Here is a 26,382-nt window from a genome sequence, read left to right as displayed (position 1 = left end):
GTCATCCCAGCGAAGGCTGGGACCGCTATGGCCATGAAGCGCCCTATCGACGGGCCGGTGTAGTTTCGCCGCAGCCTTGCCGAGACCTCGCGATATGACGAAAGCGGTCCCAGCCTGCGCTGGGATGACGGGCTTTCAGCCGAGAACGCTCAGTCCTCGACCACCTTGAGCAATTTGCGTTCCAGCGAACTCAGCACATTCGAGAGTTCGTGCCCGCGCTTGAGCACTTGCCCCGCTTCGCCGAACAGTGTCCACATGCCCTGCTTGCCGCGCAGCGAGGGGCGCTTCTCGATCCGCGCCTGCGGGCGTTCGGCGGCGCGGCGAAAAGCGCTGAAACTGGCGGCCTCGCGCGCGAAATCCATCGCGTAGTCGCGCCAGAGCCCGGCCGCGACCATCCGGCCGTAGAGATCGAGAATTCGCTGGAGTTCCAGCCGGTCGAACCCGACCTGCGACGGCTGGACGCCGGGAAACGGGACGACGCTACCTGAGGTAATTCCGCCTGCCACCATTCAGCGGCTCACCAGCGCTCGTTTTCGCGCGCGGCGTGCTGACGCTCGGAGATAAGTTCCTCCACCTGAGCGCGCAGCAAGGCCACCTGTTGCTCCAGATCCTCGACGCGCTGGGCGCCGCCTGTGGGCTCGCAGGGTTCCTTGCAAGGCGTGCCGTAGGGCATGAATTCCTTGGCCCAGGTCTCCGCCTTAACCAGCGTGGAGCGGGCCTTGAGGCCGATCATGGTCGCGCCCTCGGGCACGTCTTCGGTCACGACCGCGCTGGCGCCGATGCGCGCGCGGCGGCCAATGGTGACAGGGCCGATGATCTGCGCGCCCGAACCGACGATCACGTTGTCGAGCAGGGTCGGGTGACGCTTGCCGCCGACGCCGTTGGTAGGGTTGGAACCGCCCAGCGTCACGCACTGGTAGATCGTCACGTTGTCGCCGATCACCGCGGTCTCGCCGATCACGGTGAAGCCGTGGTCGATGAAGAAATTGCGGCCGATCTGCGCGCCGGGATGGATGTCGATCGCGGTCAGGAAGCGCGCAAGGTGGTTCACCACGCGGGCGAGGAAGAACAGGTCCGCCTGGAACAGGGCATGCGCGATGCGGTGCCAGAACAGAGCCCATACGCCCGGATAAAGCAGCACTTCCCAACGCGAACGCGGCGCAGGATCGCGTGCGACAACCGAGTCCAGATAGCGGATGATATTACCCAGCATCGCCGGAAATTCCCATCAATCGTTCCACTTTGCAACTTTTGTCGCAAAGCCGCCCTCACGTTACCGTCTGGAAATGCGCGATATGCGCATTTCGCGGCACCAGCCGCCCGGAAAATGCAGCGCATTTTCCAGACAAACCCTTAAGTCTGGGCGCCGCCTTTAGTCTCTTCCAGCGCGTCGCGCCAGATGGCCATTGTGGGGGCCGTCTTGCGCTCCAGACTGAGCCGGTCGATGGCGGCGACCAGACGTTCGACGCCCACATGGCTACGGGTACAACGTCCTACAAGATATTGCGTTGCCGAATGATCGAGAACGAGACCGCGCATCTCGGCATGCACTTCCATCAGCGCGATGAGCATCGCATCGTCCGGCTCGCCGATCGCAAGGTTCAGCGCGGCACCAAGCCGCGAGGACAAGTCCGGCAGGCGTACCCGCCAGCGTTCGCCATCACTGTCGCCTACGCCCGGTGCGAAAGGCTTGTCTGCGACGATCAGCAGCGGCCGGCCCAGTTCCTGCGCCCGGTTCCAGCGGTGGAACAGTGCGTCCTCGGGCATGCCTTGCGCATCATCGACAGCATCGCCCGCGCCCGATTCGACGAACCAGCGCGCCAGCAGCGACTTGCCCGAGCGGGGTGGCCCGGAGAGAATCGCGGTGCGAAAGGGCCACTGGCCCGGCTCTATCAGCGCATCGATCGCAGGCGCGTTGGCCTCACCCACGACAATGCGCGGCGGACTGTCGCTCGCGGCGGACAGCGGAAGGGCGATCTGTCGCATGGCGAGGATCCTAGCGGCTGATCCTAAGCGAGGTGCCCCCGCCGGAAACCTTCCAACCCTGCCCGCGCAAGGCACCCGCAAGCCGCTCGCCTCCGCCCGATACGGTGACCCGCATGACCGAGGTGCCGCCGATCGCGAGGCTTACGGTCGCCGCACCCTGCACGCCCGGCACACCGCGGACGGCGGCGAGCGCGGCGTCTACCGCAGCGGCATCGGGCGTAGCGAACTGGACCGTTACGGTCTCGACCGGAGCGCCCGACACGTCTTCGGTGCGAATCACCGGGATCGGCGTCGGCACCACCACGGGTGCCTCGCCCTTGGGCATCAGCTTTTCGCGCAGCTCGGCAAAGGCGCGGTCCAGCGCTTCTCCGCCTGCGTTGATAGAGGGGTCAGGGCGCAGTTCGCCGGTCGCCAGCGCGTCGCGGTAGAGGCCGTCGACGCGGGTGACGGCCTGCTCCAGCATGCGCGGCAGGTCCTGCTCGCTGGCGGCGTCCATGGTGAAGCCGCCGAGAAACTTGTTGTCCGGGCCGTAGCGCGCGGTGAAGGTGCCCTTGATCGGGCCGCCGGGCCATTGCCGCTCCAGCCGCGCGACGGGCATCACCACGTCGGAGGCGTCGAACTGGCCGAGCACCGTACGCCACCACAGGCGGCTGCGGCGCGAGGTCTGTCCGGCGGTGAGAATCAGCGATTCGCCGCCCGAGCCGGTCGGGCGCACGTAATCGACGGGGCTGGCGGCCGCCTGGAACTCGGCCCATGCGCGCTGCCATGGCCCGCGCACCTCGAAGACCTGCCTGACACCGCCCGAATCGAGCACCGGGATCAGCAGCAGCGGCGCCGAACGCGGACCGGAGCCCGCTCCCGCGCCGACATATTGCCCGGCCTTGGCCTTGTCGAAAATGACGCCGAGCGTCGCGATATAGCGCTTGGGGCCGACCTGCTCCTGCCCGATGACCACGGAGGTCACCATCGCATCAATCGATTCTGTCGGCATGTCGGGGCCGCCCAGCTTCTTCCAGGCTTCCTTTTCCGCCAGTTTCCAGCCGTCGATCCGGGCCTGCGCGCCGGTCTTCGCGGTCACGTCGACGCTGATGCCGTTGACCTGGATGTCCTGCGAATTGGCGAGCGGAGCGATGCCGCGATCGCCCTCGATCTGCGCGAGAAGCTGGACGCCGGTGATCGTCGCCACTGCGAGAACGGCCGCGCCGCCCCACCACAACATAGCCCTGGAGGCGGCACCCTTGCGGCTGAACCGCAGGCTTTTGGGGGAAATCGTGATTGCCATGTCGAAACCGGGGGCCTTGTGCCCAATCGAAGATGGAAATCCAAGTCACAAAGCGCTAGGCGCGCCGACATGTCCGACGATAACTCCCAGAAGAGCTATAGCTACGAGCAGGCCGGCGTCTCGATCGCGGCCGGTAACGCGCTGGTAAAGGCCATCGCCCCGCTCGCGAAATCCACCGCGCGCCCCGGCGCCGACGCGGAACTGGGAGGCTTCGGCGGCTTCTTCGATCCGCGCGCGGCGGGCTACAAGGATCCGCTGCTGGTCGCCGCCAACGACGGCGTCGGCACCAAGGTCAAGCTGGCGATCGACCACGACCGCCACGACCGTATCGGCATCGACCTCGTCGCCATGTGCGTCAACGACCTTATCGTGCAGGGCGCCGAGCCGCTGTTCTTCCTCGACTATTTCGCCACCGGCAAGCTGGAGAATGGCGTCGCCGAGCGCGTCGTGGCGGGCATTGCCGAGGGCTGCAAGATTTCGGGCTGCGCGCTCATCGGCGGTGAAACCGCGGAAATGCCGGGCATGTATGCGGCCGGCGACTATGACCTCGCGGGCTTCTGCGTCGGCGCGGTGGAGCGCGGCGAGCAGCTGACCGGGGACAAGGTCGCGGCCGGCGACGTGCTGCTGGGCCTCGCGTCCTCGGGCGTCCATTCCAACGGGTATTCGCTGGTGCGCCGTCTGGCCGAGGACAAGGGCTGGAAGCTGAACCGCCCCGCCCTGTTCGATTCGGACACGCTGCTAATCGACGCGCTGATCGCGCCGACCCGCATCTACGTGAAGAGCCTGCTGCCGTTCATTCGCGCGGGCCGTATCCACGCCCTCGCCCACATCACCGGCGGTGGCCTTCTCGAGAACATCCCGCGCGTGCTGCCCAAGGGCCTCCACGCCCGCATCGACGCCGATGCCTGGCCGCAGCCGCGCCTGATGGCGTTCCTGCAGGCGCAGGGCAACATCGAGCCGGGCGAGATGGCGCGCACCTTCAACTGCGGCGTCGGCATGGTAATGGCCGTCGCGGCTGACGAAGCCAAAGCGCTCAAGGCGGAACTGGAAGCCGTGGGCGAGACCGTCTTCACCATCGGCACGATCGAGCCGGGCGAAAAGGGCTGCACCGTGGCAGGATCGGCCGAGGCGTGGTCCGCGCGCGAGCCGTGGGAAGCCGTTCACATCGGTTGATCGAGGCCACGCCTCCTCACGCGCTGCGTCACCGTGAACTTGTTTCAGGGTCCATCGTGCGCCACATCCCGGTCATGCCGGGAGGCGCAATGGATCCTGAAACAAGTTCAGGATGACGGTTCGGGATTACGCAATGACCCGCCAGAAAGTCGCCGTACTAATTTCCGGAAGCGGCACCAACATGGCCGCCCTGCTCTATGCGAGCCGCGCGGCCGACTGTCCTTACGAGATCGTGCTGGTCGCCGCCAACGATCCCGAGGCCAAGGGACTGCGGCTCGCCGAAGCGGAAGGCGTGAAGACCTTCGCGCTCAGTCACAAGGGCATGAAGCGGCCCGAACACGACGCGGGGATGGACGCGGCGATTCGCGCCAGCGGCGCGCAGTGGGTCGCGCTGGCGGGCTATATGCGCATCCTGACGCCGGAATTCGTGGGCAGCTGGGAAGGCCGGATGGTCAATATCCATCCCTCGCTGCTGCCCAAGTACACCGGCCTGCACACCCATGACCGCGCGATCGAGGCAGGCGACAGCCACGGCGGCGTTACCGTCCACCTCGTCACCGCGCAGCTCGACGACGGCCCGATCCTCGGCCAGACCCCGGTTGCGATCCTGCCAGGAGATACTGCCGACACGCTCGCCGCGCGCGTATTGATTGCCGAGCACCAGCTCTACTCGCGCTGCCTCGCCGACCTCGTGACGCGCGAGACGCGGCCCGAATGGCTGCTCGAGCAAGTGCGCGAACGCGCCCTCGCCTTGCCCGAGAGCGATGAGACGGTCAGCCACGGCATGGCCTGCTTCGGCGTGATAAAGGGCAAGAAGTTCGCCTACTTCAGCGCCGACCATCACGGGGACGGCCGCGTCGCGCTGCTGATCAAGATCAGCGGCGCCGACGAACAGGCGATGCTGATCGAGCAAGACGACGACCTATACTTCCGCCCCGCCTACTTCGGCGACGGCTGGCTCGGCATTCGCCTCGATCGCGGCGACACCGACTGGGAGGCGATCGCCGACTGGCTCTGGCTGTCGTGGCGGGCAGTGGCGCCCAAGCGGCTCACCGCGCTGATGGATGCGGCCGGACAGTTCTAAAAGGTATAGCCCACCGAAAGCTGGACGATCGGGTAGACCTTGTAGTTGTCCACCTCGTTCTCGATTTCGCCGCGTTCGCGGGCGAGATCTTCCTGGAATAACGGGTTGCTCGCCAATTCACCCGTGGCGACGACGTCTTCGGTCCGGGGCCTGCCGTGGAGCATCACGCCTGCATCGAGGCTCCACGCAAAGCCCCGCTCACGGTTCCTTGCAAAGCCGACAGTGAACGTCGGCGCGAACCGTCGGGCGCGGACCTTGCCCTCGATGGTGCCGATCTCTTCGGGCGTGTAGACCCGCTGGCCGACCGTCACCGCCTCGCTCGGGGTGGCGACAAGGTCGATGCGGTTGCTGCTGACACGGAATCCCGCCGAAAGCCGAAAGCCATTGCGGAAGGGATAGAGGTCCGCATTCGCGCCCCATGAGCGCAGCTTGAGGTCGCCATGGTAATTGATGTCATCGACATCGACATTGTGCCCGAGGCCAAGGAAAGTCGCGGAAGCCCGGACTCCGACGATCTCGGAAAGCCGAAGCCCCACTTCGGGGCCGATGCCGAGCGAGCCGCCAGTTGCGGCGATGGTGACGCCCCCGCGTGCATCCTGCGCATGACAGACGGCCGGCGGCCACGATGCCATGAGCAGGCCGGCAATCCATGCGATTTGCTTCAACGTCATGCGGTCTCCTCAGGCCGCCCCGCATGAGCGATCCTCGCCCTCGATGGTAAACAGAGGCTTGCTCCGCCCCTCCGTGAACCTACGCGGCCGAGTCAGATTTCGGTGTAATCGACCTGCGGCCTGCTCTCGCGCGTGCCACGATAGCGCTTTTCGGGGTCCTGCGGGTCTCCGGCGATGAGGACGTACTCCTCGTGCACTTCCGTCAGCGTGCCCGCGAAAGGGAAGCCTTCGAGGCTGCCGTTGACGCGGAAGCTGACCGTGTCGCCAACCTTGAAGGTCTTTTCGTCGAAATTGAATTCGAAGGGGCAGGTTTCACCCCCCTCACCCATTCCCTGCATCACGGTTCTCCTCTGCTGCAAGCGTACAGCAGTGAGCCGCGATGCATCAAATCGAAACTCGGCGCGCGCGCAGCGCCGTGCCGATGGATAGGCGGTCAGCGATGAGGTGTCGCCGCCCGTGCCTCGATTCCCGTGCCTGCTTTCGCGGGATCGGTATTGGCTGCATGCGACATCAGCACCGCTGCGCAGAACGACAGGGATGCCGCAATGAGGATCGTCTTGGCCATCAAAGTTTCCGATATAAAGAATTAACCTTAGACTAAGCCCCCATTCCACAAGCGCCAAAAGAAAAAGGCCGCCGAAACCGGCGACCCTCTCCCGAATTACGAAGATTTAACCGTCAGCTTCAGCCGACGATCTCTTCCGGCTTGAAGAAGTAGGCGATCTCGATCGCCGCGTTCTCTTCCGAATCCGAACCGTGGACCGAGTTGGCTTCGATCGATTCGGCCAGTTCCTTGCGGATGGTGCCGGCGTCGGCGTTCTCGGGGTTGGTGGCGCCCATGATGTCACGGTTGCGCTTCACGGCGTCTTCGCCTTCGAGCACCTGGACGACGACGGGGCCGGAAATCATGAACGAAACCAGGTCGTTGAAGAACGGACGCTCGGCGTGGACGGCGTAGAAGCCCTCAGCCTGTTCCTTCGACATCTGGATGCGCTTGGAGGCGACGACGCGCAGGCCGGCTTCCTCGAGCATCTTGGTGACGGCGCCGGTCAGGTTGCGGCGGGTGGCGTCGGGCTTGATGATCGAAAAGGTGCGGGTAACCGCCATGGGACTATTCCTTGGACAAGGGCGTTATTGTTGGGCGCGCCCCTAGCCGGGAATGGGGTTGTCCGCAAGGTGGGCATTGCGGCCCGGTTCGAGGCCCACCCCGTACGGCTAGGCGATAAATCGCCAAGCCTTCCGGCCCTCCCGCAAGCGGGCGGGCGATCGCGCCTTCTTCTCCCCTCCCGCTTGCGGGAGGGGCCAGGGGTGGGCCTGACGCCTTGGTCTTACTCTTCCGCCTTCTTGGCCCAGCGGCCGTCTTCCTGCGCCCAGTATTCCTTCTTAACCCCTTCGCGCCCGCGCAAGTCACGCCAGACCTCGCGGGCCTGCGGTTTGGTCTCGTCGTCGAAGAGGTAGAACGTGCGCTCGAACGGCTCCTCGCCCTCACACCACACGCCGTCGGCGATGACGAGGAAACGGGCGCCGTTCACCGGGTCGGGAATGTCGGACAGGAGGATCGGCTGACGCTCCTCGCCGCCCTCGCCCATCTGGCCGTTGGCGAGGAAGCCGTCCGGCCGGTGCGACCACAGCGCCGCCGAGATCCGGCCGCGCTGCTGCTCGTCGGCGGAGACCACGAGCACGCGCCCCCCGCCCTCGACGATGCGCCGGGCCAGCAACGGCACGACCGCATGGGCCGGGTCGCGGCTGAGTTCATAGAACATGACCTGCACTCAACCGCGTCCTTTTCTGGCTCAGGCTTCGATCGTGTCGCGCACGAAGCGATCGAGCAGGCGCACGCCGAAGCCGGTCGCGCCCTTGTCCCAGGTAGCGCCGGGCTTGTCGGTCCACACCGTGCCCGCGATGTCGAGATGCGCCCAGGGGGTGTCGTTCTCGATGAAGCGCAACAGGAACTGCGCCGCCGTGATCGAGCCGCCGAAGCGGGGGCCGACGTTCTTCATGTCGGCGATCGGGCTGTCGATCATCTTGTCGTATGCCGGCCCCATCGGCATGCGCCACAGGCGATCGCCGGAGGCATCGCCCGCCGTGTTCAACTCGGCCGCAAGACCGTCGTTGTTCGAGAACAGGCCCGCATATTCGTGCGAGAGGCTGAGGATGATCGCGCCGGTCAGGGTCGCGAGGTCGATCACCTTGGCGGGCGCATATTCGCGCTGAACCCAGGTCAGTGCGTCGCACAGGACGAGGCGGCCTTCGGCGTCGGTGTTGATGACCTCGATGGTCTGGCCCGACATGGAGGTCACCACGTCGCCCGGGCGCTGGGCATTGCCGTCAGGCATGTTCTCGACAAGGCCGCACACGCCGATGACGTTGGCCTTCGCCTTGCGCAGCGCGAGGGCGAGCATGGTGCCGGCCACCGCACCGGCGCCGCCCATGTCCCACTTCATGTCTTCCATGCCTGCGGGCGGCTTGAGGCTGATGCCGCCGGTGTCGAAAGTCACGCCCTTGCCGACGAAGGCGACTGGCTTCGCACCCTCTTCGCCGCCCAGCCACTCCATAACCAGCAGGCGCGCAGGCCGAACCGAACCTTGCGCAACACCGAGCAGCGAGCCCATGCCGAGCGCCGCCATCTCCTTGTCGTCGAGCACGCGAATCTTGAGGCCAGAGCCCTCCATGCGCGCCTTGCAGCGCTCCACGAAGCTCTCGGGATAGATCACGTTCGCGGGCTCGGTGACGAGTTCGCGGGTGAAGGAAACGCCCTGCGCGATCGCCTGCTCGATCTCCCAAACCGCCTCGGTGCCTTCGGGCGCGCCGACGAGCGAGACTTCGGCGAGGCTCGGCTTCGCATCGGCGGCCAGCTTGGTGCGATAGACGTCATGGCGCCACGAACGCAGCTGCGCGCCGAGCAGTGCCCCTGCCGCTTCCTCCGCCGAGAGACCCGCGCCGGTGACGTCGAGCGTAAGCGCGGTCTCGCCGCTGGTGAGGTACTTGGCGACGACAGCCGCGCCGGCTTTTTCCACCGCAGCCTTGCGGTCTTTCGCCGAAGCCTCGCCGATTCCCGCCAGCGCCAGGCGCACGGCTTTACCGCTGCGCTCGACGAAACCTTCGAAGACCTGGCCCGCCTTGCCCGTGAAACGCGCACGCTTCGCGCCTTCCGCCAGCACCGCTTCGAGGTCTGCAGGCACGGCGTCCTGATTGACGAGACGCGCGATGACGCCTGAAGCCGACTCATCCGCCGCGCCAAGGAACTGGATCTTCATGGATTCTCCTGGATTTCCCCGGTGAAACGCCGATCTTGTGCGCTTCACCGCATGACTGGATTGCAGTTAGGCACAGGCGATGCGATAGGCAACCCATGCTCCCAGCCGTGCAGACTTCGCTGCAAGCCCCGTTCCGCCGCTTGCGTCCGCTTTCGCTGCACGCGCTCGCCCTCGGAATCGCGACGCTTTGCGCGCCCCACGCCGCTTTTGCGCAGGACGTGGCCCGCCCCGTTGATACCGGCCCGATCGCCGGCGCGCCCGCCGCCCCGCCGGTGTCCACCGGCGAGACCGAGCCCGTCGCCTTCGAGGCCGACGACGTCCAGTACGAGCAGAACAGCGAAGTCGTCACCGCGACCGGCAACGTCGTCCTGCGCCGCCGTGATCCCCAGGGACAGGTCCAGTCGGTCCGCGCCGACAAGGTCACCTGGAACCGCCAGAGCGGCAAGATCCTTGCCGACGGCAATGTCCGCATGGTCGATCAGGACGGCAACCAGCTCTATACCGGACAAGTCGAGCTGACCGACGAACTCAAGACCGGCATGATGGAGAACCTGCTCCTCGTCATGCGCGAAGGCGGCCGCCTCGCCGCGCTCAAGGGCGAGCGGATCGCCAACGGCGACGTCATTCTCCACAAGGCGGCCTACACCGGCTGCGACGTCACCGACGATGACGGCTGCCCCAAGAAGCCCAGCTGGCGCATCGTCGCCAAACAGGTCATCTATTCCGACACGCAGAAGCGCGTGCGCTTCAAGGACGCCCGGATCGAGCTGTTCAGCGCGGTGCAACTGCCGTTGTTCGGCCTGACGATCAGCACCGACGGCCACGCCGTCTCCGGCTTCCTGATGCCCGACCTCAAGTCGAGCCCATCGAACGGCATCGAGATCGCGCAGTCGTACTACTGGAAGCTCGCGGAGAACCGCGACCTCACCGGCACGATCTCGGCCTTCACCAAGGCCGCGCCGATGGCATCGCTGCAGTACCGCGCGCTGACCGACAAGGGCGCCTACCAGATCACCGGCCTCGCCACCGCCAGCAGCAGCATCCCGATCTACAGCGGCACGGGTGAGGAGATCACCAGCGGAAACCGTTCGTTCCGCGGCTACATCTTCGCCAACGGCAAGTTCCAGCTAGACGACAACTGGAGCGTCACCGCCTCGATCCGGCGCGCGACCGACCGCACCTTCCTGCGCCGCTACGACAACAACCGCGACGACCGCCTGCGCTCGATGGTCGAAGTGGAGCGGATCGACCAGGACAGCTACTTCTCGATCGCGGGCTACGCCACGCAGACCCTGGTAGCCAGCCGCCAGCAGGGCCTGATCCCGGTGGCGCTGCCGATGATCGATTATCGCCGCCGCATCGACGACCCGCTCCTCGGCGGCAAATTCGAGATTCAGGCCAATTCGCTCAACATCAGCCGGACCGACGGGCAGGACACCCAGCGTGCCTTCGCCAGTGCGCAATGGTCGCTGCGCCAGCTGACCCGCATGGGCCAGGAAATCACCGTTACCGGGCTCGTGCGCGGTGACGTCTACCACTCCTCCGACAACGCCCTGACCACGGAAGACCTGTATCGCGGGCTCGCCGGCTGGCAGGAGCGCGGCATCGCGACGGCGGCGGTGGATGTAAAGTGGCCGCTGGTAGGGCAGGCATTCGGCGGCACGCAGGTGCTGACCCCGCGCGTCCAGTTGGTCGCCTCGCCCCACTTCCGGAACCTCGCGATCCCTAACGAGGATTCGCGCGCGGTCGATCTCGACACCGGCAACCTCTTCGCTCTCAACCGCTTCCCGGGCTACGACCGGGTCGAGGACGGCGTGCGCTTCACCTACGGCTTCGACTGGCAGTTCGAGCGGCCGCGCTGGAAGATCAAGACCACGGTGGGCCAGTCGGTGCGCCTGAGCAACCAGAACACCGTTCTGCCCGATGGCACCGGTCTGTCGAACAAGACCTCCGACATCGTCGGCCGCACCGAAATCCGTTACCGGGACTTCCTGAACTTTATCCACCGCTTCAGGCTGGACAAGGACACGATGGCCGTGCGCCGCAACGAATTCGATGCGGTGATCGGCAATACCCAGAGCTACCTCGAACTGGGTTACACCCGCCTCAATCGCAACATCGTCAACAGCGTCGAAGACTTGCAGGACAGGGAGGAACTGCGCGCTGCAGGGCGTATCGCGTTTGCCCGCTACTGGTCGATGTTCGGCTCGGCCGTCGTCAACATGACCAGCCGCAAGGACAACCTGCAATACGGCTCCAACGGTTTCCAGCCGCTGCGCACGCGCTTCGGCGCGGCCTACGAAGACGACTGCGTCCAGATTTCGCTGACCTGGCGCCGCGATTACGTGGCGCTCGGCGACGTGAAGCGCGGCGACTCGTTCCAGCTGGGCTTCGCGCTGAAGAACATAGGCGGCGGCATCTAGGTTCGCCTTCGCCCGATACGCACGAGCAAAGATTGGCACATTCCGGCAAAGCCGCTATCGGGTGTGCTCATTTTCAGTTAAGCCGCCTCCCGGCAGGTGTGACTTGGATAAATGCGGCGGCAATTCCCGGCTTCGGGACTTCCCGCCGTTGATGCACCGGCCCCACGGGTCGGTCGAAAACGGGATTGATACAACGGTGCAAGCAGTTAACCGCAAGTTCCTCAAGCGCGCCCTCCTTTGCGTCGGCGGCCTCGCTGCGATGTCTTCCGCGCTGACCGTTCATGCTCAATCCGCTCCGCAGGGCGAGATTTCGATCCCCGACGATGTGAAGATTTTCGGCAACGACAACCCGAACATGCGCCGCGCCACTGCGGTCGTGAATGGCGACGTCATCACCGGCACCGACGTCGACCAGCGCCTTGCCCTCATCGTCGCGGCCAACCAGGGCAAGATCGACGAGGAAGAACTCAAGCGCCTGCGCCTGCAGGTCCTGCGCAACCTCATCGATGAGACGCTGCAGATCCAGGAGGCCAAGGCCGCCGACGTCTCGGTAGACGAGGCCGAGATCAACCAGTCCTACGCCCGCGTCGCGCAGCAGAACTTCGGCCAGAACACCTCCGCCATGGACGCTTACCTCAAGCGCGTCGGTTCCTCGGCGGACTCGCTCAAGCGCCAGATTCGCGGCGAGCTTTCGTGGCAGCGCCTGCTCCAGCGCAACGTCCAGCCCTTCATCAACGTTTCCGACGACGAAGTGAACGACGTGCTGGCCCGCCTCAAGGCCGCCAAGGGCACCGACGAGTACCGCCTCGGTGAAATCTACCTCGCCGCCTCGCCCGAGGCGCGCGATCAGGTCTACCAGAACGCCTCGCAGATCGTGCAGCAGCTCAAGGGTGGCGGCAGCTTCGTCGCCTATGCCCGCCAGTATTCGCAGGCGAGCACTGCCTCGGTCGGCGGCGACCTGGGCTGGGTGCGCCTTGCGCAGTTGCCCACCGAACTGCAGGCCGTCGCCCGCGACATGGAATCCGGCCAGCTGGTCGGCCCGATCGAGGTGCCCGGCGGTTTCGACATCCTTTACCTGATCGACAAGCGCCAGGTCCTCACCGCCGATCCGCGCGACGCGGTTCTCGCGCTGAAGCAGATCTCGCTGCCCTTCCCCAAGGGCGTGAGCGAGGCCGAGGCCGGCAAGCGCGCCGAGGCGTTCCAGACCGCGATGAAGGCGGCCAAGGGCTGCGGCGACGTCGATGGCGTGGCCAAGGGTCTCGGCGCGCAAGTCGTCACCAACGACCAGGTCAAGGCGCGCGACCTTCCGGCGCAGATCCAGAACTCGATCCTGCAGCTTTCGCCCGGCGAAACACTGCCGCCGTTCGGCTCGCTCGAAGACGGCGTGCGCATCCTCATGCTGTGCGGCCGCGACGACCCGCAGACCGAGAGCGGCCCGAGCTTCGAACAGCTTCAGGCCCAGCTCGAGGACGACCGCGTCAACAAGCGCGCGCAGACCTACCTGCGCGACCTGCGCCGTGATGCCGTCATCGAATACAACTGATCGGAATATGACGGCTCCACTCGCCGTGTCTTTGGGCGATCCCGCCGGGATCGCCCCCGAAGTGATTGCCGAAAGCTGGGTGCGGCGCAGGGAAATGGCCCTCGCGCCGTTCTTCGTCGTAGGCGGCGCGGCTGTTCTACGTGCAGCAGCGGCGACGCGCGGGATCGACCTGCCTGTCGCGTCGATCTCCGCAGCCAGTGAAGCGGCAAGCGTATTCGGCTCGGCCCTGCCCGTGCTGGGCGCCGAGGACTGTGCCCCGGCATTCGGCGAACCGACCATCGAAGGCGCGGCGCTCGCCCTGCACTCGCTGACCACGGCCACCGCGCTCGCGATGTCGGGCGAGGCGGGCGGCGTGGTCACCGGCCCGATCGCCAAGTCGAAACTGGCCGCAGTCGGCTTCACCCAGCCCGGGCAGACCGAATTCCTCGCCGACGCCTGCGGCTTGCCCCACGAGGCAGCCGTGATGATGCTCGCCGGGCCGTCCTTGCGCACCGTGCCGCTGACCGTCCACGAAGCACTGGCGGCAGTGCCGGGCCTCGTCACCCGCGACCTCATCGAGAGCAAGGCCCGCATCGTCGCCCGCGCCCTCGCCCGCGATTTCGGCCTGCCATCGGCGCGCATCGCGATCACCGGCCTCAACCCCCACGCGGGCGAGGACGGCCGCATGGGCACCGAGGACCGCGACGTCATCATCCCCGCCATCGCCGCCCTGCAGGCCGAGGGGCTGGCCGTCACCGGCCCGCATCCCGCCGACGCCCTGTTCGCCGCCCACGCGCGCGAGGGCTACGACGTGGCGCTATGCATGTACCACGATCAGGCGCTGATCCCGATCAAGACGCTCGACTTCGATCAGGGCGTGAACGTGACACTCGGCCTGCCGATCGTGCGCACCTCGCCCGACCACGGCACCGCCTTCGCCATCGCCGGCAAGGGCATGGCGAGCGCCGGCGCGATGATCGCCGCGATCCGCATGGCCGGCGAATGCGCCGCGCGGAGGGCCGCATGAAGACGAATCCACTAGTAGGCCCACCCCCCGCCCCTTCCGCAAGCGGGAGGGGAGCAGCACCGTTCAGCCCTCCCGCTTGCGGGAGGGCCGGTAGGCTTGGCGGTTTACCGCCTAGCCGGACGGGGTGGGCACTTACGCAATGACCACCCTCCCCCCCTTACGCGAAGTTATCGCCCGCCACGGCCTTTCGGCCTCCAAGGCGCTCGGCCAGAACTTCCTGTTCGATGAGCAACTGCTCGACCGCATCGCCGCGATTCCCGGATCGCTGGACGGCAAGGACGTGCTCGAAGTCGGCCCCGGCCCCGGCGGCCTGACCCGCGCCCTGCTGCGTGCGGGCGCCAACGTCACCGCGATTGAGATGGACCGCCGCTGCCTGCCCGCCCTCGCCGAACTGGCGGAGGCATTCCCCGGCAAGCTCAAGGTCATCGAGGGCGACGCGCTCAAGATCGATCCGAAGACGCTGTTCGCGGGCGAGTATCACATCCTCTCCAACCTGCCCTACAACGTCGGCACGGCGCTGTTCACCGGCTGGCTATCGGGAGAGGCATGGCCGCCGCAGTGGGCCTCGCTGACGCTGATGTTCCAGGAGGAAGTCGCCCGCCGCATCGTCGCCGAGCCGGATACTTCCGCCTATGGCCGCCTTGCGGTGCTGGCGCAGTGGCGCTCGAAGGCGAAGCTGGCGATGAAGGTCCACCGCAGCGCCTTCACCCCGCCGCCCAAGGTCATGTCGGCGATCGTCCACGTCGTGCCCCGCGAAGCGCCCGAGGGCGTTTCCATGCGCGTGCTGGAGCGCGTGACCGAGGGCGCCTTCGGCCAGCGCCGCAAGATGCTGCGCCAGAGCCTCAAGGGCGTGCCCGGCGCACTGGATGCGCTGGAAGCCCTCGGTATCGACGCCCAGCGCCGGGCCGAAACGCTGTCGGTCGCGGAGTTCGTGAGCGTGGCCAAGGCTTTGACGAAAGCCTGATCGCCCGCCGCGCCGCGCTCACTGATATCGCAGCGTCTTTTCGAACCCTTCGTTCGCCTTGGTCATCTTGGCCAGCTTGCGTAGCTGGCCGCGGACGTTCCGCTGGAAGCGCGCATCGTCATAGATGCCCGTCACCCGGTATTCGTCCTCAGCGATCAGTTCCTTGATCCGCGCGGCGAAGGCGGTCTGGTCGTCCACGCAGTCCGCCGCCTTCAGCGTCCGGCAGACCCATTCCTCGGCCGCCGCCTTGTCGTAGTCGTCCTGCGCCTCGTAGCCGCGCCTGTCGGCATCCGCCTGGTCGAGCTTTGCCGCTTCGAACCGGCGCTCCAGCCATTTGCGCACTTGCGGGGCGTCCCACGCCTTCGACGGATTGCTCATCGTATTCTCCAAACCTGAGCCGCTATAGCGCGCGCCAACGAAAAGGCCCGCCCCGCATCGCGCGGGACGGGCCTTTTTCTCTAGCCGCCGAGGAAGATCAGGGCTGCGGCTGACCGCGCTCGCGGGCCAGACGCTCCTGACGGTCGATCGCTGACTCGGTCTGCACGAAGCTGTCCGACTTCACGCCCAGCCAGATCAGGATCGGCGCGGACATGAAGATCGAGCTGTACGTACCGATGAAGATGCCCAGCGTGATCGCGGCGGTGAAGCCGAAGATCACGTCCGGACCCAGCAGCAGCAGCGCCACCAGCATGATCAGGATCGACAGCGAGGTCACGACCGTGCGCGACAGCGTCTCGTTCACCGAAAGGTCGAGCAGTTCGGCCATCGGCATGCGGCGGTGCTTCTTGAGGTTCTCACGGATGCGGTCGTAGACCACGATCTTGTCGTTCAGCGAGTAGCCCAGCAGCGTCAGCAGGGCGGCGACGATGTTGAGGTCGAACTCCATCTGCGTCAGCGAGAACATGCCCACGGTCAGCAGAATGTCCTGGATCAGCGCGAACAAGGCCCCTGCGGCGAACTGCCATTCGAAACGCACCCAGATGTAGATCGAGATGCACAGCATCGCCAGGCTCAGCGCCAGCACGCCGGTCTTGAGCAGTTCGCCCGAGACCTTGCCCGAGACCGAATCGACGCCGTCGATGCGCGCATCCGGGAATGCCTGCTTGACCGTGGTGGTGATCTTCTGCGCCATCGCGTCGGCCAACTGCGGCTGCGCTTCGGTGCCCTCGGGCAGGCGCATGCGCAGCGAGACTTCGTTGGGCTTGCCGAAGTTCTGCACGACCGGCTCGCCGTAGCCGAGCTTGTCGACGGTCTTGGTCAGCGCGTCCACCGGCGCGACCGCGCTGCGCTCGAAGGTCACGCGGATCATCTGGCCGCCGACGAAGTCGACGCCCAGATTCAACCCATGGGTGAACAGCAGCACCACCGAGGCGACCATCAGCACGATGTTGCTGATGAAGAACGGCCACTGCCACTTGAGGAAGTGGATGTTGGTGTTGTCGGGAATGAGCTTGAGGAGCTTCATTGTCTCTCTCCGCGCTTACAGGTTGAGGTCCGAAGGGCGCGCCTTGCGCAGCCATCCGGCAACCCACATGCGGGTCAGGGTCACGGCAGTGAATACCGAGGTGACGATACCGATCATCAGCACGACCGCGAAGCCGCGCACCGGACCCGAGCCGAACGCGAACATCAGCAGCGCCGCGATCGAGTTGGTGATGTTGGCGTCGAAGATCGCGCGGCTCGCTTCCTTGTAGCCCAGTTCCACCGACTGGACCACGCGGCGGCCCTTGGACCGTTCCTCGCGGATGCGTTCGTTGATGAGCACGTTGGCGTCCACCGCCGCGCCCAGCGTCAGCACGAAGCCGGCGATGCCCGGCAGCGTCAGCGTGGTGCCGAACACCGCCATCACGCCCAGAATCATCAGGATGTTGATCGCAAGGGCGCAGATGCAGGCATAGATGCCGAAGCGGCCGTAAGTCAGGATGATGAAGAGCACGAGCGCCAGCGTGCCGACGCCCATCGCGACGGCGCCCTTGTGGATCGCCTCGGCGCCGAGATCGGGACCGACGGTGCGTTCCTCGACGACCTTGAGGTCCACCGGCAGTGCGCCCGAACGCAGCGCGATCGCCAGCTGAGTGGCCGACTTCGTGGTGAAGCTGCCCGAGATCTGCGCGCTGCCGCCCAGGATCGCCTCGTTGATCGAGGGCGCCGAGAGCACCTTGCCGTCGAGGATGATGGCGAAGCGCTTGCCGACGTTGGCGCTGGTCAGCGCCGCGAACTTCTCGCCGCCCTGCTGGTTGAAGGTGATGTTCACCACCGCGCGGTTGTTCTGCTGGTCGAAGCCCTGCTTGGCGTTCGTCAGCTGGTCGCCGGTGATGCCGCCGAGGCGCTTGACCGCGATGACCGGGCTCGGCCCTTCAGCCATGCCCTCTGCATAAGGCGCGATCTCGTCGCCCGGAGGCGCGATGCCCTGTGCGAGGTCGGCGGACGATGCGGTCTCGTCCACCATCTTGAATTCGAGCTTGGCGGTCTGGCCGAGCAGCGCCTTGAGCGCTGCCGGATCCTGCAGACCGGGCACCTGCACGTCGATGCGGGTGCCGCCGAGGCGGCGGATGTCCGGCTCCTTGGTGCCCAGCGCGTCGATACGCTTGCGGACGACCTCGACGGCGGTTTCCATCGCATTGCTGACTTCGAGGTCGATGCCCGCCGAAGTCGGCGCCAGCACGAACTGGTTGCCGTTGACGACCGAGATGTCCCAGTCGCGCTGGCCGGTCAGGCCCGCACCATTGGTCAGCGGCAGCAGTGCCTCGCGCGCGGCGTCCACCTGCGACGTGTCGCGCACGGTGAAGGTCAGGCGGCCGCCCCGGCTCGATACGTCGCCGATGCCGATGGCGGGCTCGGCCGCGCCCAGCTTGGTGCGGACCGATTCCTCCATGCCCTGCAGGCGTTGCTGGACGACTTGATTGCGGTCGGCTTCCAGCAGCAGGCGCGAGCCGCCCGCAAGATCGAGGCCGAGGTTGACCTTGGGCGCGGGCACGCCTGCGGGCAGGTGGATATTGGTGAAGGTCAGCAGCGTGGGTACGGACAGCAGGCAGAGCACCGCCGCTATCCCCCAGTACCAGACCTTCTTGAAGATCGAGAATTCAAGCATCGCCTAATCGCTTTCCCAAAGGAGCGTCCGGTCGGTTCAGTCGTTCGCGGGCTTCGAGCCTGCGGGTGGGATCACGTCGACGATCGTGGACTTGAGCGCCTTGACCTTCACGCCCTGCGCCAGTTCGATTTCGGCGTAGTTGTCGTCGACCTTGACGATCTTGCCGATCAGGCCGCCACCGGTCAGCACCTCGTCACCCTTCTTGAGCGCCGCGAGCTTGTTCTTCTGCTCCTTCTGCTGCTTCATCTGCGGGCGCAGGATGAGGAACCAGAAGATCGCGGCCATCGCCACGAACGGCAGGTAAGTCATCCAGGCCGGCGGCGCACCGGCGGGGGCGGCTGCGGCAAGCTGGGCGAGGATCGAGGTCTGCATGGAAATGATGGGCCTTCTCGTGTCGCGTGTCGGACGGCGAATCGTGTGCCGACCGGGCCTGACGCGCATGACGGTATGATCCGCAGCCTGCGCGCAGGCGGATGCGGGCGGTTAGCAATAAAGCGAAGCGCTGGCAACGCGGGCTTCCCGCGCCTCCCCCACTGTCTCTGGGCCAGATAGGGCGCGCACGCCTTCGTTCAAGCGAGTGGACAACGCGATGAAAAACTATGCCGGAGGCGCTTGCGCATCCCGAAAGACCTGCCTATAGGCCGCGCTCCGGTCGGGACGTAGCGCAGCCTGGTAGCGCATCACACTGGGGGTGTGGGGGTCGGAGGTTCGAATCCTCTCGTCCCGACCAATCAAAAACGCCGTCTCCTGCTTCATGCGGGAGACGGCGTTTTTCGTTCCGGCGACGATGATCGGGCCATGACATTAGCCGTCATCGGCTCCCCGTACTTGACCAGATAGCCTTGCGCAGCCATCCCGGGCACCTTCCATGGTCTGACATGTCGGGGTGAACATGAAGCTCTCACTTGCAGTCGCTGCCTTCGGGCTGGCCACCTTCGCGACCTATCCTGCGATGGCGCAGACCGCGTCGTGCTATCGCCTCGGCAATGTCGCGTCGTGCACGACCAGCCGGACCATGGGCGACAATCCAGCCCAACAGCGATACTCGGGCTTTCAGGAAGTCGAGCGCCTGCGCGACAAGAACGAGGAGCGCGAGGCGGTTCGTCAGGAACAGGGTCTGCGCGAGGAAGTCGGTGCGCTGATCGCTGACGGCAAGTGCGCGGATGCGCGCAAGGCGGCGCTCAGGGCCGGAGATTTCGCGCTGGCGAAAGAAGCCGGTTCGATGTGCCAGCCTGCGCAGCGGCGCTAACCCAGCGGCCGCGCGCGAGAATTCATTTTCCTACACGAACCGATATGGTCATTTGAAAGCGGGTCACTTTCGCAAAGGATCCTGCCATGGCCCTCCTCGATTCGCTGCTCGGCCCCGTTACCCGCATCATCGACAAGGTCGTCCCCGACCCCGAGGCGCGCGACCGGGCCAAGCTGGAACTGCTGAAGCTCGAGAACACCCAGGAACTCGAAATGCTGCAGGCCAGCCTTTCGGCCATCGTCGCCGAGGCGAACAGCGCCGACCCCTGGACCAGCCGCGCGCGGCCGAGCTTTCTCTACGTGATGTACCTCGTGATCCTCTGGGCCTTGCCGATGGGCGTGGTCGCGGCGTTCAACCCGGGATTGGCCAAGGCCATCGGCGCCGGGATGAACGGCTACCTCGCGGGGATTCCGGAGCCGCTCTATGCGCTCTTCGGCACCGGCTATCTCGGCTACTCGGCGATGCGCCAGTGGGGCAAGACCAAGGGCTCCGACCGGTAAGCGAAACGCTAACGCTTTCGCGCTATCCTGCGCGCATGATCGTGCGCTCCATCCTTCACCGTCCGCTCGGCAAAGCCTTGATTGGCCTTGCCGGGCTTTTTTCGCTGGCGGGCTGCAGCCAGCCTCCCGCACCTGCCCCGACCGAGAGCACCGCCGAGGACGCGGCCGCAGCAGCCAAGGCCCGCGCCAAGGCCGAGCGCGAGGCGAAGCTCGCGGCGTTCTACGGCGGCGATGCCCCCGCAATCGAACAGGCCCCGAAAAAGGACGACGGACCGGGCAATTCCCCGCCGCCGCCCGCAGCGCCGCCACCCTCGGCGCCCAGCATCGGCAGCGCGCTCGCCGCGCCCGATCCCGGCATCGGCAAGGTTGAATGACACGCCAAGGTCGAATGACACTTCGCCGCCGTCCAGCTTGCACCCTGCGCCCGGCCCGCTAAACCTCGCGTCCCACAACTCGCGCTGCTTTGGCGGAAGGTATTCAAGTCCATGACGGAAAAGCTGGTCTACGTGCTCAACGGTCCCAACCTCAACCGGCTGGGCAAGCGCGAACCGGCGATCTACGGATCGCAGACCCTCGACGACATCGGCGCGATGCTGGAAGAACGCGGCAAGACGCTGGGCATCAGTGTCCTGCTCTTCCAGTCCAACCACGAAGGCGACCTCGTCGACTGGCTGCACGAGGCCGAGGACGCGGGCGCCCACGCGGTGCTGCTGAACGCCGGGGCCTATACGCATACATCGGTGGCGCTGCTCGACGCGATCCGTTCTATCACCGCGCCGGTGATCGAGGTCCACCTGTCCAACCCGCACACGCGCGAGGACTTCCGGCACACGTCATGGGTCGGCATGGCGGCGAAGGGCACGATCGCCGGGTTCGGCGCACAGAGCTACATGCTGGCGCTGGAGGCTGCCGCGGGGCTTTGAGCGGCAGCACGATCGTCATCCCAGCGAAGGCTGGGGCCGCTATGACCATGTTACGCCCTATCGGCAGGGCAGCGCGGATTTTGCGGGGGTCTTGCAGATAGCGCACGCTCTGACGAGAGCGGTCCCAGCCTTCGCTGGGATGAGGGCGCTATGAAGGCGACTTCGGTACGTCACCCCTTGCAGTGACGCAATTCCCCCCGGCCATCGCGAACCGCAACGATCCGGTGCACCGACACGCCCAGCGGATCGATCGCATCGGGCAGCGCAACAAGGCAGATACCCTGCCCGGTAAGATTGAGGAGCGCCTTGCGCACATCCTCGGTGGTCGCCTGCTGCGCCAATCCCGCGATGACGAAACCCGGACGCTTGCCGCGCGGTTCTGCTGGCAACATATGCCCGTGAAGATCGGCAATCGGCTTGCCCTGCACCAACCAGCGGTCGGCAGCGGCGTCATAGAACGGCGCGGCGTCAATGTCCGCACGCGTGATGCCTGCCGCTACTGAACCTCGCCCGTAGTCGCTGCTGTCGGCGAGTTGGAAAGCCGCTGTATTCTGCGCATCGCCGCGCGGCCAGAACCACCAGGCGTTCGCCGCCACCAGCAACGCCACCGCCGCTACCAGCAGCGGCGTACGCTTCGACCGTCCCGTCACGCGCATCGCTCCAACCTCAGCCCAGCGGAACGCCCGGGATGCTCTTGGCGGTGCGGATCGTCAGCGAGGTCTTGACGCTGTCCACGTTGGGCGCGGGCGTCAGCTTGCTGGTGAGGAATTCCTGGAAGCTCTGCAGATCGCGGCTGACGATCTTCAGGATGAAGTCGATCTCGCCGTTGAGCATGTGGCACTCGCGCACTTCGGGCAGGCCCTTCATGTGGTCCTCGAAGGCGCGCAGCGATTCCTCGGCCTGGCTCTTGAGGCTGACCAGCGCGAAGACGGTGATCGTGAAGCCCAGCTTCGACGCGTCGAGATCGGCATGATAGCCCTGGATCACGCCCGCTTCCTCGAGGCTGCGCACGCGGCGCAGGCACGGCGGCGCGGTCAGGCCCACGCGCTGGGCGAGTTCGACATTGGTGATGCGACCTTCCGCCTGCAATTCCGCCAGCAGGCGACGGTCGATTTCATCGAGATTGATCATTCAAATTCCCCAGGCACACGCCTCTCGCTTCGCCTTGTTGCAACATCTACATCGAAAATGCGAGCGCGCCGTAATATTATTAGCCCATAGCGTAATCGTCCCGCTTTGCAACGGCCGAAACTCGGCTCTTTCGATCCCGACGCACTTTGCTACGAAAAAGCGACCCGGTGTTTTCCTTATGGTAAACATCACGCGGGCATAGGACCGAATCTGCCACGTAACCCGAGGCGCGCCTTTCGCGTCTGGAGATGGAATGCATTTCGACGATCGCCTTGCCACGGTCCTGCGCCTCCCGTCCTCGGGGGACAGTCTCGCGCGGATCCAGTTCAGGCAGCTCATCGACATTCTCGGACGTGCGACTGATTCGCAGGAGACGGGCGAGATGGTGGAGGCGGCCTATGCCCGGCTGGGCCAGCTCGGCCGCGAAATCCCCGCTGCGGATCGCGCGCGGTTGCTGCGCCAGCCCCTGCAGCCGATGGCCAATCCGCGCCTGTTGACCTGGCTGGCCGAGGCCGAACCCGACGTCGCCTGCGCCGGGATTGCAGCCGCTCATCTAGACGACGCCGCATGGCTCGCGCTGATCCCGCGCCTGCCGGTGCGCGCGCGCGGCATCCTGCGCCACCGCCGAGATCTGTCGCCGCGCGTCGAGGCGCTATTGGAACAGCTTGGCGTGCACGACCGCGGGCTTCCCGCAGGCCCCGCCGACCCGCTCCCCGAAGACCCGCTGCCCGAGATACCGGTCCGCTTCCAGCGTCCCACCGGTGACATCGCCATCGACCAGGACATGTCGGATGACGTGCTCGAACTGCTCGACATGGCAGACGACCCGCCGCCGCCGACGTCGCTCAGCGAATGGGCGCGCGCCCGCGCGGCGCAGCAGCACAAGGACCTGCAGCACAAGGTCGCGGCCGACCCTGCTTCCGGCCCCTCCCCTGGCCAACGCGACGCGGGGATCGGCGCGATCGTTCGCCGCATCGAGGAATTCCGCAAGGCACGCGAGGCCAAGGGACCGCCCGAAGCGCAGGCCGATTCGCCGCGCCTGCCGCTCGGCGATACCGCTGCGCCCGCCCCGCATCGCCTGGCCGCCGCCATCGACTTCACCACCGGCGTCGAAGGTCGCATCGACTGGGCTGACGGCCCTTACGCGTCTTCGGTGGTCGGCCTTGCCCTCGGCACGCACGATCCGCAAGCGCAGCCGGTCGCCCGGGCCATGCTGCAGCACCTGCCGCTGCGCGCCGCCCGCATCGTCGTCACCGGCGCCCCGGCCGTGAGCGGGCTCTGGCAAGTCGACGCCGCCCCCCGGTTCGACCATGGCCGCTTCGCCGGATATTGCGGCCGCCTGCGCCGCCTTGCCACGCCTGTCGAGGTCGCCGCCGTGCCGACAGCCCCGCATGCCGAGGCCGACCGCATGCGCGAGGTGCTGCACGAGTTGCGCACCCCCGCCAACGCGATTCAGGTCGCCGCCGAGATCATCCAGCAGCAGCTTTACGGCCCTGCCCCGCACGAATACCGCGCGCTGGCCGCCGCCATCGCCGGCGACTGCGCGCACATCCTCGCCGGGTTCGAGGAACTGGACCGGCTGGTGAAGCTCGAATCGGGCGCGATGCCGCTGGAAGACGGCGAGTGCGATCTCGCCCGCGTCCTCGCGCAGACCATCGTGCGCCTGCGCGCCTGGACCGAGCCGCGCGGCAGCGGCTTCTCGATGCTCGCCGACCCGTCCGCCACCACCCTGCCGCTGCGCATCGCCCGGCCGGAGGTCGAACGGCTGGTCTGGCGCCTGTTCGCCGCCCTCGCCGGATCGACGGCGCCGGGCGAAACGCTCGAACTGCGCTGGAGCCGCCGACCCGCCGCCCAGGGCGCGATCATCGAACTGGCCGTCCAGCTTCCCGCCATCCTTGCCGAGCGGGATCCCGAGGCCCTCTTCGATCCGGTCGCCAGCGAGCGTGGCCAGTCGCTGGCGGCGGGCATGTTCGGGATCGGCTTCACCTTGCGCCTCGCTGCAGCAGAGGCCGCTGCTGCAGGCGGCGCGCTGCAGCGCATCGCAAACAGCCTCCATCTGTCGCTGCCTGCCTTGACCGGCTCCGCATCGACCGGCATGGACGCAAACGATAGCATTTCGGCAACTTTTTCGCAGTAATCCCGTGTGGATGCGACCCGCAGAGGGAAAAAATTCCTTGCCAGCCCCGAACCTTCTGCAGCCCCCCGGCAAGCAGGCCCATGCCACCTTCCGCCCGGAATTCGGCCAGCGCTTCATCGTCACCGTCGATACCGAGGAAGAATTCGACTGGTCGGCCCCGCTCGACCGCGAGGCGCACAGCGTCGTCACGGTCCCGGCGCTCCGCAAGTTCCAACAGTTCTGCGAGGGTTTCGGCGTCGTCCCGTCCTACCTCATCGACTGGCCGGTCGCCGATTCGGCCTGTGCCCCCGAAGCGATCGGCGATGCCGTCTCCGCCGGGCGCGCCGAAGTGGGCGTGCAGCTTCACCCCTGGGTCAGCCCGCCCTTCGTCGAGGACGTCAACGAACTCAACAGCTACGCAGGCAACCTCCCGTTCGAACTGGAACGCGAGAAGCTGCTCACCTTGCGCGACCGCATAGAAAGCGCCTTCGGCACGCCCCCGCGCATCTACCGCGCCGGACGCTACGGACTTGGCCCGCGCACGGCGGAAATCCTGCTGGAATGCGGCATCGCCGTCGACACCTCGGTGCGGGCGCGGTTCGATTATAGCGGCACCGGCGGCCCCAATTACCGCGAGCACCCGCTCCACCCCTACTGGACCGACGAAGCGCGCCAGCTTCTCGAGCTGCCCTTGACCACCGTATACTGGGGGCCACTGCGGCAAGTGGGCAACGTCATCTATCCGCACTTGTGGCGCGCACCGACGATGCGCGGCGTCCTCGCGCGGACGGGACTGCTCGAACGCATCCCCCTCACGCCCGAGGGAATCACCGCCGAAGAAGCCCTGCGCGGCGTCGACATCGCCATCGACGAAGGGCTGCCGGTGCTGGTCTTCTCCTTCCACAGCCCATCGCTGGCGACCGGCCACACGCCTTACGTGCGCAGCGAAGCGGACCTCGACGGTCTTTACGACTGGTGGCGCACCCTGTTCACCCACCTCGCCCGGCGCGGTGTGAAGCCGACAAGTGTGCATGAAATCATGAAGAGCGTGCAACACGGGTAGAACCCCGCTTGCGTCATGCCGATTGCCAAGCTAACGGGCATGGCATCCGGCCATCGTCGATGGGGCCGGGTCCGGCACGGGGGCCTGTAGCTCAGCGGTTAGAGCTGGCCGCTCATAACGGCTAGGTCGCGGGTTCGAATCCTGCCGGGCCCACCATTCGCCGGTTGCTGCCTTCGCGGGCAGCAGCATCGACAACCCCAGGTCGGGGAGTGGCGCAGCCCGGTAGCGCGCTTGCTTTGGGAGCAAGATGTCGCAGGTTCGAATCCTGTCTCCCCGACCATTCTCTTAATATTGTGATTTATCAACGATTTAGGCGGTCGCAATTAATGCGGACGTAGCAGCATAACGTAGCATTCGGAAGCGACACTTCCTGTGGATAACACCGAGCAAAAGGCTCAGCATAAACATGCTGCAAGCCATCAGGTGAGGTTGCCGGTATCCCCACAGCCCCATAAAGGCGCTATCGTTTTCGCTCGATAGTTCGAATCAGATTAAGGCCCCTCTATGCTCTCATCTCACTCCTCCGTTGTCATACCGGTAGGGTCCGCTGAAGAGTTGACCTTTCAACATTTCCAGTCGCGAATCGCAGGTTGGATGAATGAGGTTTTTGGGAACGCTGCGACAGGCGATGTCCGGGAGCGGACCGTTCGTTTTTTAGAAGAAGCGGTTGAACTCGCTCAAGCCGTCGGCGTAGGTAAGGCGGACGTTGCCCGCGTATCTGATTACGTTTACAGTCGGCCTGTGGGCGAGCCTTCGCAAGAGGTCGGCGGCGTTCTAGTCACCTTAGCTGCGCTATGTGGCGAAACGGCAATAGATCTTGAATGGGCAGTAACGACCGAATTCAATCGCATCGACACCCAAGAGATGCGAACAAAAATCAGAAACAAGCAAGAATTTAAGCGGTCACATGGTCTGTAATG

General features: G+C 66.0%; 29 protein-coding genes and 3 tRNA genes. 16 read left to right on the top strand and 16 right to left on the bottom strand.

Annotated features, from left to right (window positions below; genetic code table 11):
• Positions 1-149: 149 nt before the first annotated feature.
• The 4 genes from ACYPYD_RS18030 to ACYPYD_RS18015 all read right to left on the bottom strand — a co-directional run bounded on the left by ACYPYD_RS18030 (position 150) and on the right by ACYPYD_RS18015 (position 3,268).
• Entirely contained in the window at positions 150-509 is a 360-nt protein-coding gene (locus tag ACYPYD_RS18030; RefSeq protein WP_008828411.1) for a DUF2794 domain-containing protein, read from the bottom strand.
• A gap of 8 nt (positions 510-517) precedes the next feature.
• Positions 518-1,213, bottom strand: a complete 696-nt coding sequence (gene epsC, locus ACYPYD_RS18025; protein WP_008828412.1) for a serine O-acetyltransferase EpsC — start codon at positions 1,211-1,213, stop codon at positions 518-520.
• A 140-nt stretch (positions 1,214-1,353) separates the two neighbouring features.
• A complete protein-coding gene (locus tag ACYPYD_RS18020; protein ID WP_271184245.1) occupies positions 1,354-1,986 on the bottom strand; it encodes an HdaA/DnaA family protein in 633 nt (210 codons plus the stop codon).
• Positions 1,987-1,996: 10 nt separating this feature from the next.
• Positions 1,997-3,268, bottom strand: a complete 1,272-nt coding sequence (locus ACYPYD_RS18015) for a heavy-metal-associated domain-containing protein (RefSeq protein WP_285017784.1) — start codon at positions 3,266-3,268, stop codon at positions 1,997-1,999.
• Positions 3,269-3,337: 69 nt separating this feature from the next.
• Here ACYPYD_RS18015 and purM point away from each other — a divergent pair, with 69 nt between their 5' ends.
• On the top strand, positions 3,338-4,441 hold the full coding sequence (gene purM / locus ACYPYD_RS18010) for a phosphoribosylformylglycinamidine cyclo-ligase (RefSeq protein ID WP_459664598.1): 1,104 nt from the start codon (positions 3,338-3,340) through the stop codon (positions 4,439-4,441).
• Positions 4,442-4,574: 133 nt separating this feature from the next.
• Complete coding sequence (gene purN, locus ACYPYD_RS18005) at positions 4,575-5,525, top strand: phosphoribosylglycinamide formyltransferase (protein ID WP_459664595.1); 951 nt, start codon at positions 4,575-4,577, stop codon at positions 5,523-5,525.
• Here the strand turns inward: purN and ACYPYD_RS18000 are convergent.
• The 6 genes from ACYPYD_RS18000 to ACYPYD_RS17975 form a co-directional block, all read right to left on the bottom strand.
• Positions 5,522-6,196 carry a hypothetical protein gene (locus ACYPYD_RS18000; RefSeq protein WP_459664594.1) on the bottom strand — a complete coding sequence of 225 codons (675 nt, stop codon included), beginning with the start codon at positions 6,194-6,196 and terminating at the stop codon, positions 5,522-5,524. The genes purN and ACYPYD_RS18000 overlap by 4 nt on opposite strands.
• Positions 6,197-6,288: 92 nt before the next feature.
• Positions 6,289-6,534 (bottom strand): hypothetical protein, encoded by a 246-nt coding sequence (locus ACYPYD_RS17995; protein ID WP_459664591.1) that lies wholly within the window; start codon positions 6,532-6,534, stop codon positions 6,289-6,291.
• A gap of 95 nt (positions 6,535-6,629) precedes the next feature.
• Positions 6,630-6,761, bottom strand: a complete 132-nt coding sequence (locus ACYPYD_RS17990; RefSeq protein ID WP_268957456.1) for a hypothetical protein — start codon at positions 6,759-6,761, stop codon at positions 6,630-6,632.
• Positions 6,762-6,880: 119 nt separating this feature from the next.
• Positions 6,881-7,303 (bottom strand): nucleoside-diphosphate kinase, encoded by a 423-nt coding sequence (gene ndk, locus ACYPYD_RS17985; protein ID WP_036524317.1) that lies wholly within the window; start codon positions 7,301-7,303, stop codon positions 6,881-6,883.
• A gap of 221 nt (positions 7,304-7,524) precedes the next feature.
• Complete coding sequence (locus ACYPYD_RS17980; protein WP_248005897.1) at positions 7,525-7,959, bottom strand: DNA polymerase III subunit chi; 435 nt, start codon at positions 7,957-7,959, stop codon at positions 7,525-7,527.
• Between the two features lie 30 nt (positions 7,960-7,989).
• Entirely contained in the window at positions 7,990-9,453 is a 1,464-nt protein-coding gene (locus ACYPYD_RS17975; RefSeq protein WP_211150069.1) for a leucyl aminopeptidase, read from the bottom strand.
• A 95-nt stretch (positions 9,454-9,548) separates the two neighbouring features.
• On the opposite strand from ACYPYD_RS17975, the gene ACYPYD_RS17970 reads away from it, so the two are divergent.
• From ACYPYD_RS17970 to rsmA, 4 genes are all read left to right on the top strand, one after another.
• Positions 9,549-11,876 carry an LPS-assembly protein LptD gene (locus ACYPYD_RS17970; protein WP_211150070.1) on the top strand — a complete coding sequence of 776 codons (2,328 nt, stop codon included), beginning with the start codon at positions 9,549-9,551 and terminating at the stop codon, positions 11,874-11,876.
• Between the two features lie 196 nt (positions 11,877-12,072).
• Positions 12,073-13,419: a peptidylprolyl isomerase gene (locus ACYPYD_RS17965; RefSeq protein WP_459664585.1), complete on the top strand. Its 1,347-nt coding sequence runs from the start codon at positions 12,073-12,075 to the stop codon at positions 13,417-13,419.
• A gap of 7 nt (positions 13,420-13,426) precedes the next feature.
• The gene (gene pdxA, locus ACYPYD_RS17960) at positions 13,427-14,425 is read left to right on the top strand and encodes a 4-hydroxythreonine-4-phosphate dehydrogenase PdxA (protein WP_459664583.1); all 999 of its coding nucleotides are present in this window, start codon (positions 13,427-13,429) and stop codon (positions 14,423-14,425) included.
• Positions 14,426-14,564: 139 nt separating this feature from the next.
• Complete coding sequence (gene rsmA, locus ACYPYD_RS17955) at positions 14,565-15,389, top strand: 16S rRNA (adenine(1518)-N(6)/adenine(1519)-N(6))-dimethyltransferase RsmA (RefSeq protein WP_008828378.1); 825 nt, start codon at positions 14,565-14,567, stop codon at positions 15,387-15,389.
• Between the two features lie 18 nt (positions 15,390-15,407).
• Here the strand turns inward: rsmA and ACYPYD_RS17950 are convergent, their stop codons facing one another.
• The 4 genes from ACYPYD_RS17950 to yajC all read right to left on the bottom strand — a co-directional run bounded on the left by ACYPYD_RS17950 (position 15,408) and on the right by yajC (position 18,852).
• Positions 15,408-15,767 (bottom strand): hypothetical protein, encoded by a 360-nt coding sequence (locus ACYPYD_RS17950; RefSeq protein WP_008828379.1) that lies wholly within the window; start codon positions 15,765-15,767, stop codon positions 15,408-15,410.
• Positions 15,768-15,864: 97 nt separating this feature from the next.
• A complete protein-coding gene (gene secF, locus ACYPYD_RS17945) occupies positions 15,865-16,854 on the bottom strand; it encodes a protein translocase subunit SecF (RefSeq protein WP_211150073.1) in 990 nt (329 codons plus the stop codon).
• Positions 16,855-16,869: 15 nt separating this feature from the next.
• Complete coding sequence (gene secD, locus ACYPYD_RS17940; RefSeq protein WP_459664581.1) at positions 16,870-18,480, bottom strand: protein translocase subunit SecD; 1,611 nt, start codon at positions 18,478-18,480, stop codon at positions 16,870-16,872.
• A 36-nt stretch (positions 18,481-18,516) separates the two neighbouring features.
• The gene (gene yajC, locus ACYPYD_RS17935; protein ID WP_008828382.1) at positions 18,517-18,852 is read right to left on the bottom strand and encodes a preprotein translocase subunit YajC; all 336 of its coding nucleotides are present in this window, start codon (positions 18,850-18,852) and stop codon (positions 18,517-18,519) included.
• 281 nt (positions 18,853-19,133) lie between these two features.
• Between yajC and ACYPYD_RS17930 the strand changes: the two genes are divergently transcribed.
• From ACYPYD_RS17930 to aroQ, 5 genes are all read left to right on the top strand, one after another.
• Positions 19,134-19,210: transfer RNA gene (locus ACYPYD_RS17930), tRNA-Pro, on the top strand.
• A gap of 162 nt (positions 19,211-19,372) precedes the next feature.
• On the top strand, positions 19,373-19,729 hold the full coding sequence (locus ACYPYD_RS17925; RefSeq protein ID WP_459664578.1) for a hypothetical protein: 357 nt from the start codon (positions 19,373-19,375) through the stop codon (positions 19,727-19,729).
• Between the two features lie 86 nt (positions 19,730-19,815).
• The gene (locus ACYPYD_RS17920; protein WP_008828384.1) at positions 19,816-20,229 is read left to right on the top strand and encodes a holin family protein; all 414 of its coding nucleotides are present in this window, start codon (positions 19,816-19,818) and stop codon (positions 20,227-20,229) included.
• 35 nt (positions 20,230-20,264) lie between these two features.
• The gene (locus ACYPYD_RS17915; protein WP_459664576.1) at positions 20,265-20,603 is read left to right on the top strand and encodes a hypothetical protein; all 339 of its coding nucleotides are present in this window, start codon (positions 20,265-20,267) and stop codon (positions 20,601-20,603) included.
• A 111-nt stretch (positions 20,604-20,714) separates the two neighbouring features.
• Positions 20,715-21,152 carry a type II 3-dehydroquinate dehydratase gene (gene aroQ / locus ACYPYD_RS17910; protein WP_211150077.1) on the top strand — a complete coding sequence of 146 codons (438 nt, stop codon included), beginning with the start codon at positions 20,715-20,717 and terminating at the stop codon, positions 21,150-21,152.
• A gap of 170 nt (positions 21,153-21,322) precedes the next feature.
• On the opposite strand, the gene ACYPYD_RS17905 is transcribed toward aroQ, so the two are convergent.
• Positions 21,323-21,808 carry a hypothetical protein gene (locus ACYPYD_RS17905; RefSeq protein ID WP_459664575.1) on the bottom strand — a complete coding sequence of 162 codons (486 nt, stop codon included), beginning with the start codon at positions 21,806-21,808 and terminating at the stop codon, positions 21,323-21,325.
• A gap of 10 nt (positions 21,809-21,818) precedes the next feature.
• A complete protein-coding gene (locus ACYPYD_RS17900) occupies positions 21,819-22,283 on the bottom strand; it encodes an Lrp/AsnC family transcriptional regulator (RefSeq protein WP_008828388.1) in 465 nt (154 codons plus the stop codon).
• Between the two features lie 253 nt (positions 22,284-22,536).
• Between ACYPYD_RS17900 and ACYPYD_RS17895 the strand changes: the two genes are divergently transcribed.
• The 5 genes from ACYPYD_RS17895 to ACYPYD_RS17875 all read left to right on the top strand — a co-directional run bounded on the left by ACYPYD_RS17895 (position 22,537) and on the right by ACYPYD_RS17875 (position 26,380).
• Positions 22,537-24,420 carry a histidine kinase gene (locus tag ACYPYD_RS17895; RefSeq protein WP_459664572.1) on the top strand — a complete coding sequence of 628 codons (1,884 nt, stop codon included), beginning with the start codon at positions 22,537-22,539 and terminating at the stop codon, positions 24,418-24,420.
• A gap of 37 nt (positions 24,421-24,457) precedes the next feature.
• Positions 24,458-25,462: a polysaccharide deacetylase family protein gene (locus ACYPYD_RS17890; protein WP_211150080.1), complete on the top strand. Its 1,005-nt coding sequence runs from the start codon at positions 24,458-24,460 to the stop codon at positions 25,460-25,462.
• An 80-nt stretch (positions 25,463-25,542) separates the two neighbouring features.
• Positions 25,543-25,618: transfer RNA gene (locus tag ACYPYD_RS17885), tRNA-Ile, on the top strand.
• 47 nt (positions 25,619-25,665) lie between these two features.
• Positions 25,666-25,742: transfer RNA gene (locus tag ACYPYD_RS17880), tRNA-Pro, on the top strand.
• 314 nt (positions 25,743-26,056) lie between these two features.
• Positions 26,057-26,380 (top strand): hypothetical protein, encoded by a 324-nt coding sequence (locus ACYPYD_RS17875; protein WP_459664570.1) that lies wholly within the window; start codon positions 26,057-26,059, stop codon positions 26,378-26,380.
• Positions 26,381-26,382: the final 2 nt, after the last annotated feature.

This window comes from Novosphingobium sp. 11B (assembly GCF_054589055.1).
Note: the sequence above shows the minus strand (reverse complement) of the source record. Positions and strands in the feature narration are given on the sequence as shown.

Bases quoted from the DNA above. Each gene is read 5' to 3' on its own strand.
- ACYPYD_RS17920 (WP_008828384.1), top strand. From the start codon at position 19,816: ATGGCCCTCCTCGATTCGCTGCTCGGCCCCGTTACCCGCATCATCGAC.
- ACYPYD_RS17995 (WP_459664591.1), bottom strand. From the start codon at position 6,534: ATGCAGGGAATGGGTGAGGGGGGTGAAACCTGCCCCTTCGAATTCAAT.
- ACYPYD_RS17980 (WP_248005897.1), bottom strand. From the start codon at position 7,959: ATGTTCTATGAACTCAGCCGCGACCCGGCCCATGCGGTCGTGCCGTTG.
- ACYPYD_RS17975 (WP_211150069.1), bottom strand. From the start codon at position 9,453: ATGAAGATCCAGTTCCTTGGCGCGGCGGATGAGTCGGCTTCAGGCGTC.
- ACYPYD_RS18015 (WP_285017784.1), bottom strand. From the start codon at position 3,268: ATGGCAATCACGATTTCCCCCAAAAGCCTGCGGTTCAGCCGCAAGGGT.
- pdxA (WP_459664583.1), top strand. From the start codon at position 13,427: ATGACGGCTCCACTCGCCGTGTCTTTGGGCGATCCCGCCGGGATCGCC.
- ACYPYD_RS17900 (WP_008828388.1), bottom strand. From the start codon at position 22,283: ATGATCAATCTCGATGAAATCGACCGTCGCCTGCTGGCGGAATTGCAG.
- rsmA (WP_008828378.1), top strand. From the start codon at position 14,565: ATGACCACCCTCCCCCCCTTACGCGAAGTTATCGCCCGCCACGGCCTT.
- aroQ (WP_211150077.1), top strand. From the start codon at position 20,715: ATGACGGAAAAGCTGGTCTACGTGCTCAACGGTCCCAACCTCAACCGG.
- epsC (WP_008828412.1), bottom strand. From the start codon at position 1,213: ATGCTGGGTAATATCATCCGCTATCTGGACTCGGTTGTCGCACGCGAT.
- ACYPYD_RS17950 (WP_008828379.1), bottom strand. From the start codon at position 15,767: ATGAGCAATCCGTCGAAGGCGTGGGACGCCCCGCAAGTGCGCAAATGG.
- ACYPYD_RS17925 (WP_459664578.1), top strand. From the start codon at position 19,373: ATGAAGCTCTCACTTGCAGTCGCTGCCTTCGGGCTGGCCACCTTCGCG.
- ACYPYD_RS17915 (WP_459664576.1), top strand. From the start codon at position 20,265: ATGATCGTGCGCTCCATCCTTCACCGTCCGCTCGGCAAAGCCTTGATT.
- purN (WP_459664595.1), top strand. From the start codon at position 4,575: ATGACCCGCCAGAAAGTCGCCGTACTAATTTCCGGAAGCGGCACCAAC.
- ACYPYD_RS17875 (WP_459664570.1), top strand. From the start codon at position 26,057: ATGAATGAGGTTTTTGGGAACGCTGCGACAGGCGATGTCCGGGAGCGG.
- purM (WP_459664598.1), top strand. From the start codon at position 3,338: ATGTCCGACGATAACTCCCAGAAGAGCTATAGCTACGAGCAGGCCGGC.
- ACYPYD_RS17895 (WP_459664572.1), top strand. From the start codon at position 22,537: ATGCATTTCGACGATCGCCTTGCCACGGTCCTGCGCCTCCCGTCCTCG.
- ACYPYD_RS18020 (WP_271184245.1), bottom strand. From the start codon at position 1,986: ATGCGACAGATCGCCCTTCCGCTGTCCGCCGCGAGCGACAGTCCGCCG.
- yajC (WP_008828382.1), bottom strand. From the start codon at position 18,852: ATGCAGACCTCGATCCTCGCCCAGCTTGCCGCAGCCGCCCCCGCCGGT.
- ACYPYD_RS17970 (WP_211150070.1), top strand. From the start codon at position 9,549: ATGCTCCCAGCCGTGCAGACTTCGCTGCAAGCCCCGTTCCGCCGCTTG.
- secD (WP_459664581.1), bottom strand. From the start codon at position 18,480: ATGCTTGAATTCTCGATCTTCAAGAAGGTCTGGTACTGGGGGATAGCG.
- ACYPYD_RS17905 (WP_459664575.1), bottom strand. From the start codon at position 21,808: ATGCGCGTGACGGGACGGTCGAAGCGTACGCCGCTGCTGGTAGCGGCG.
- ACYPYD_RS17990 (WP_268957456.1), bottom strand. From the start codon at position 6,761: ATGGCCAAGACGATCCTCATTGCGGCATCCCTGTCGTTCTGCGCAGCG.
- ACYPYD_RS18030 (WP_008828411.1), bottom strand. From the start codon at position 509: ATGGTGGCAGGCGGAATTACCTCAGGTAGCGTCGTCCCGTTTCCCGGC.
- secF (WP_211150073.1), bottom strand. From the start codon at position 16,854: ATGAAGCTCCTCAAGCTCATTCCCGACAACACCAACATCCACTTCCTC.
- ACYPYD_RS18000 (WP_459664594.1), bottom strand. From the start codon at position 6,196: ATGACGTTGAAGCAAATCGCATGGATTGCCGGCCTGCTCATGGCATCG.
- ndk (WP_036524317.1), bottom strand. From the start codon at position 7,303: ATGGCGGTTACCCGCACCTTTTCGATCATCAAGCCCGACGCCACCCGC.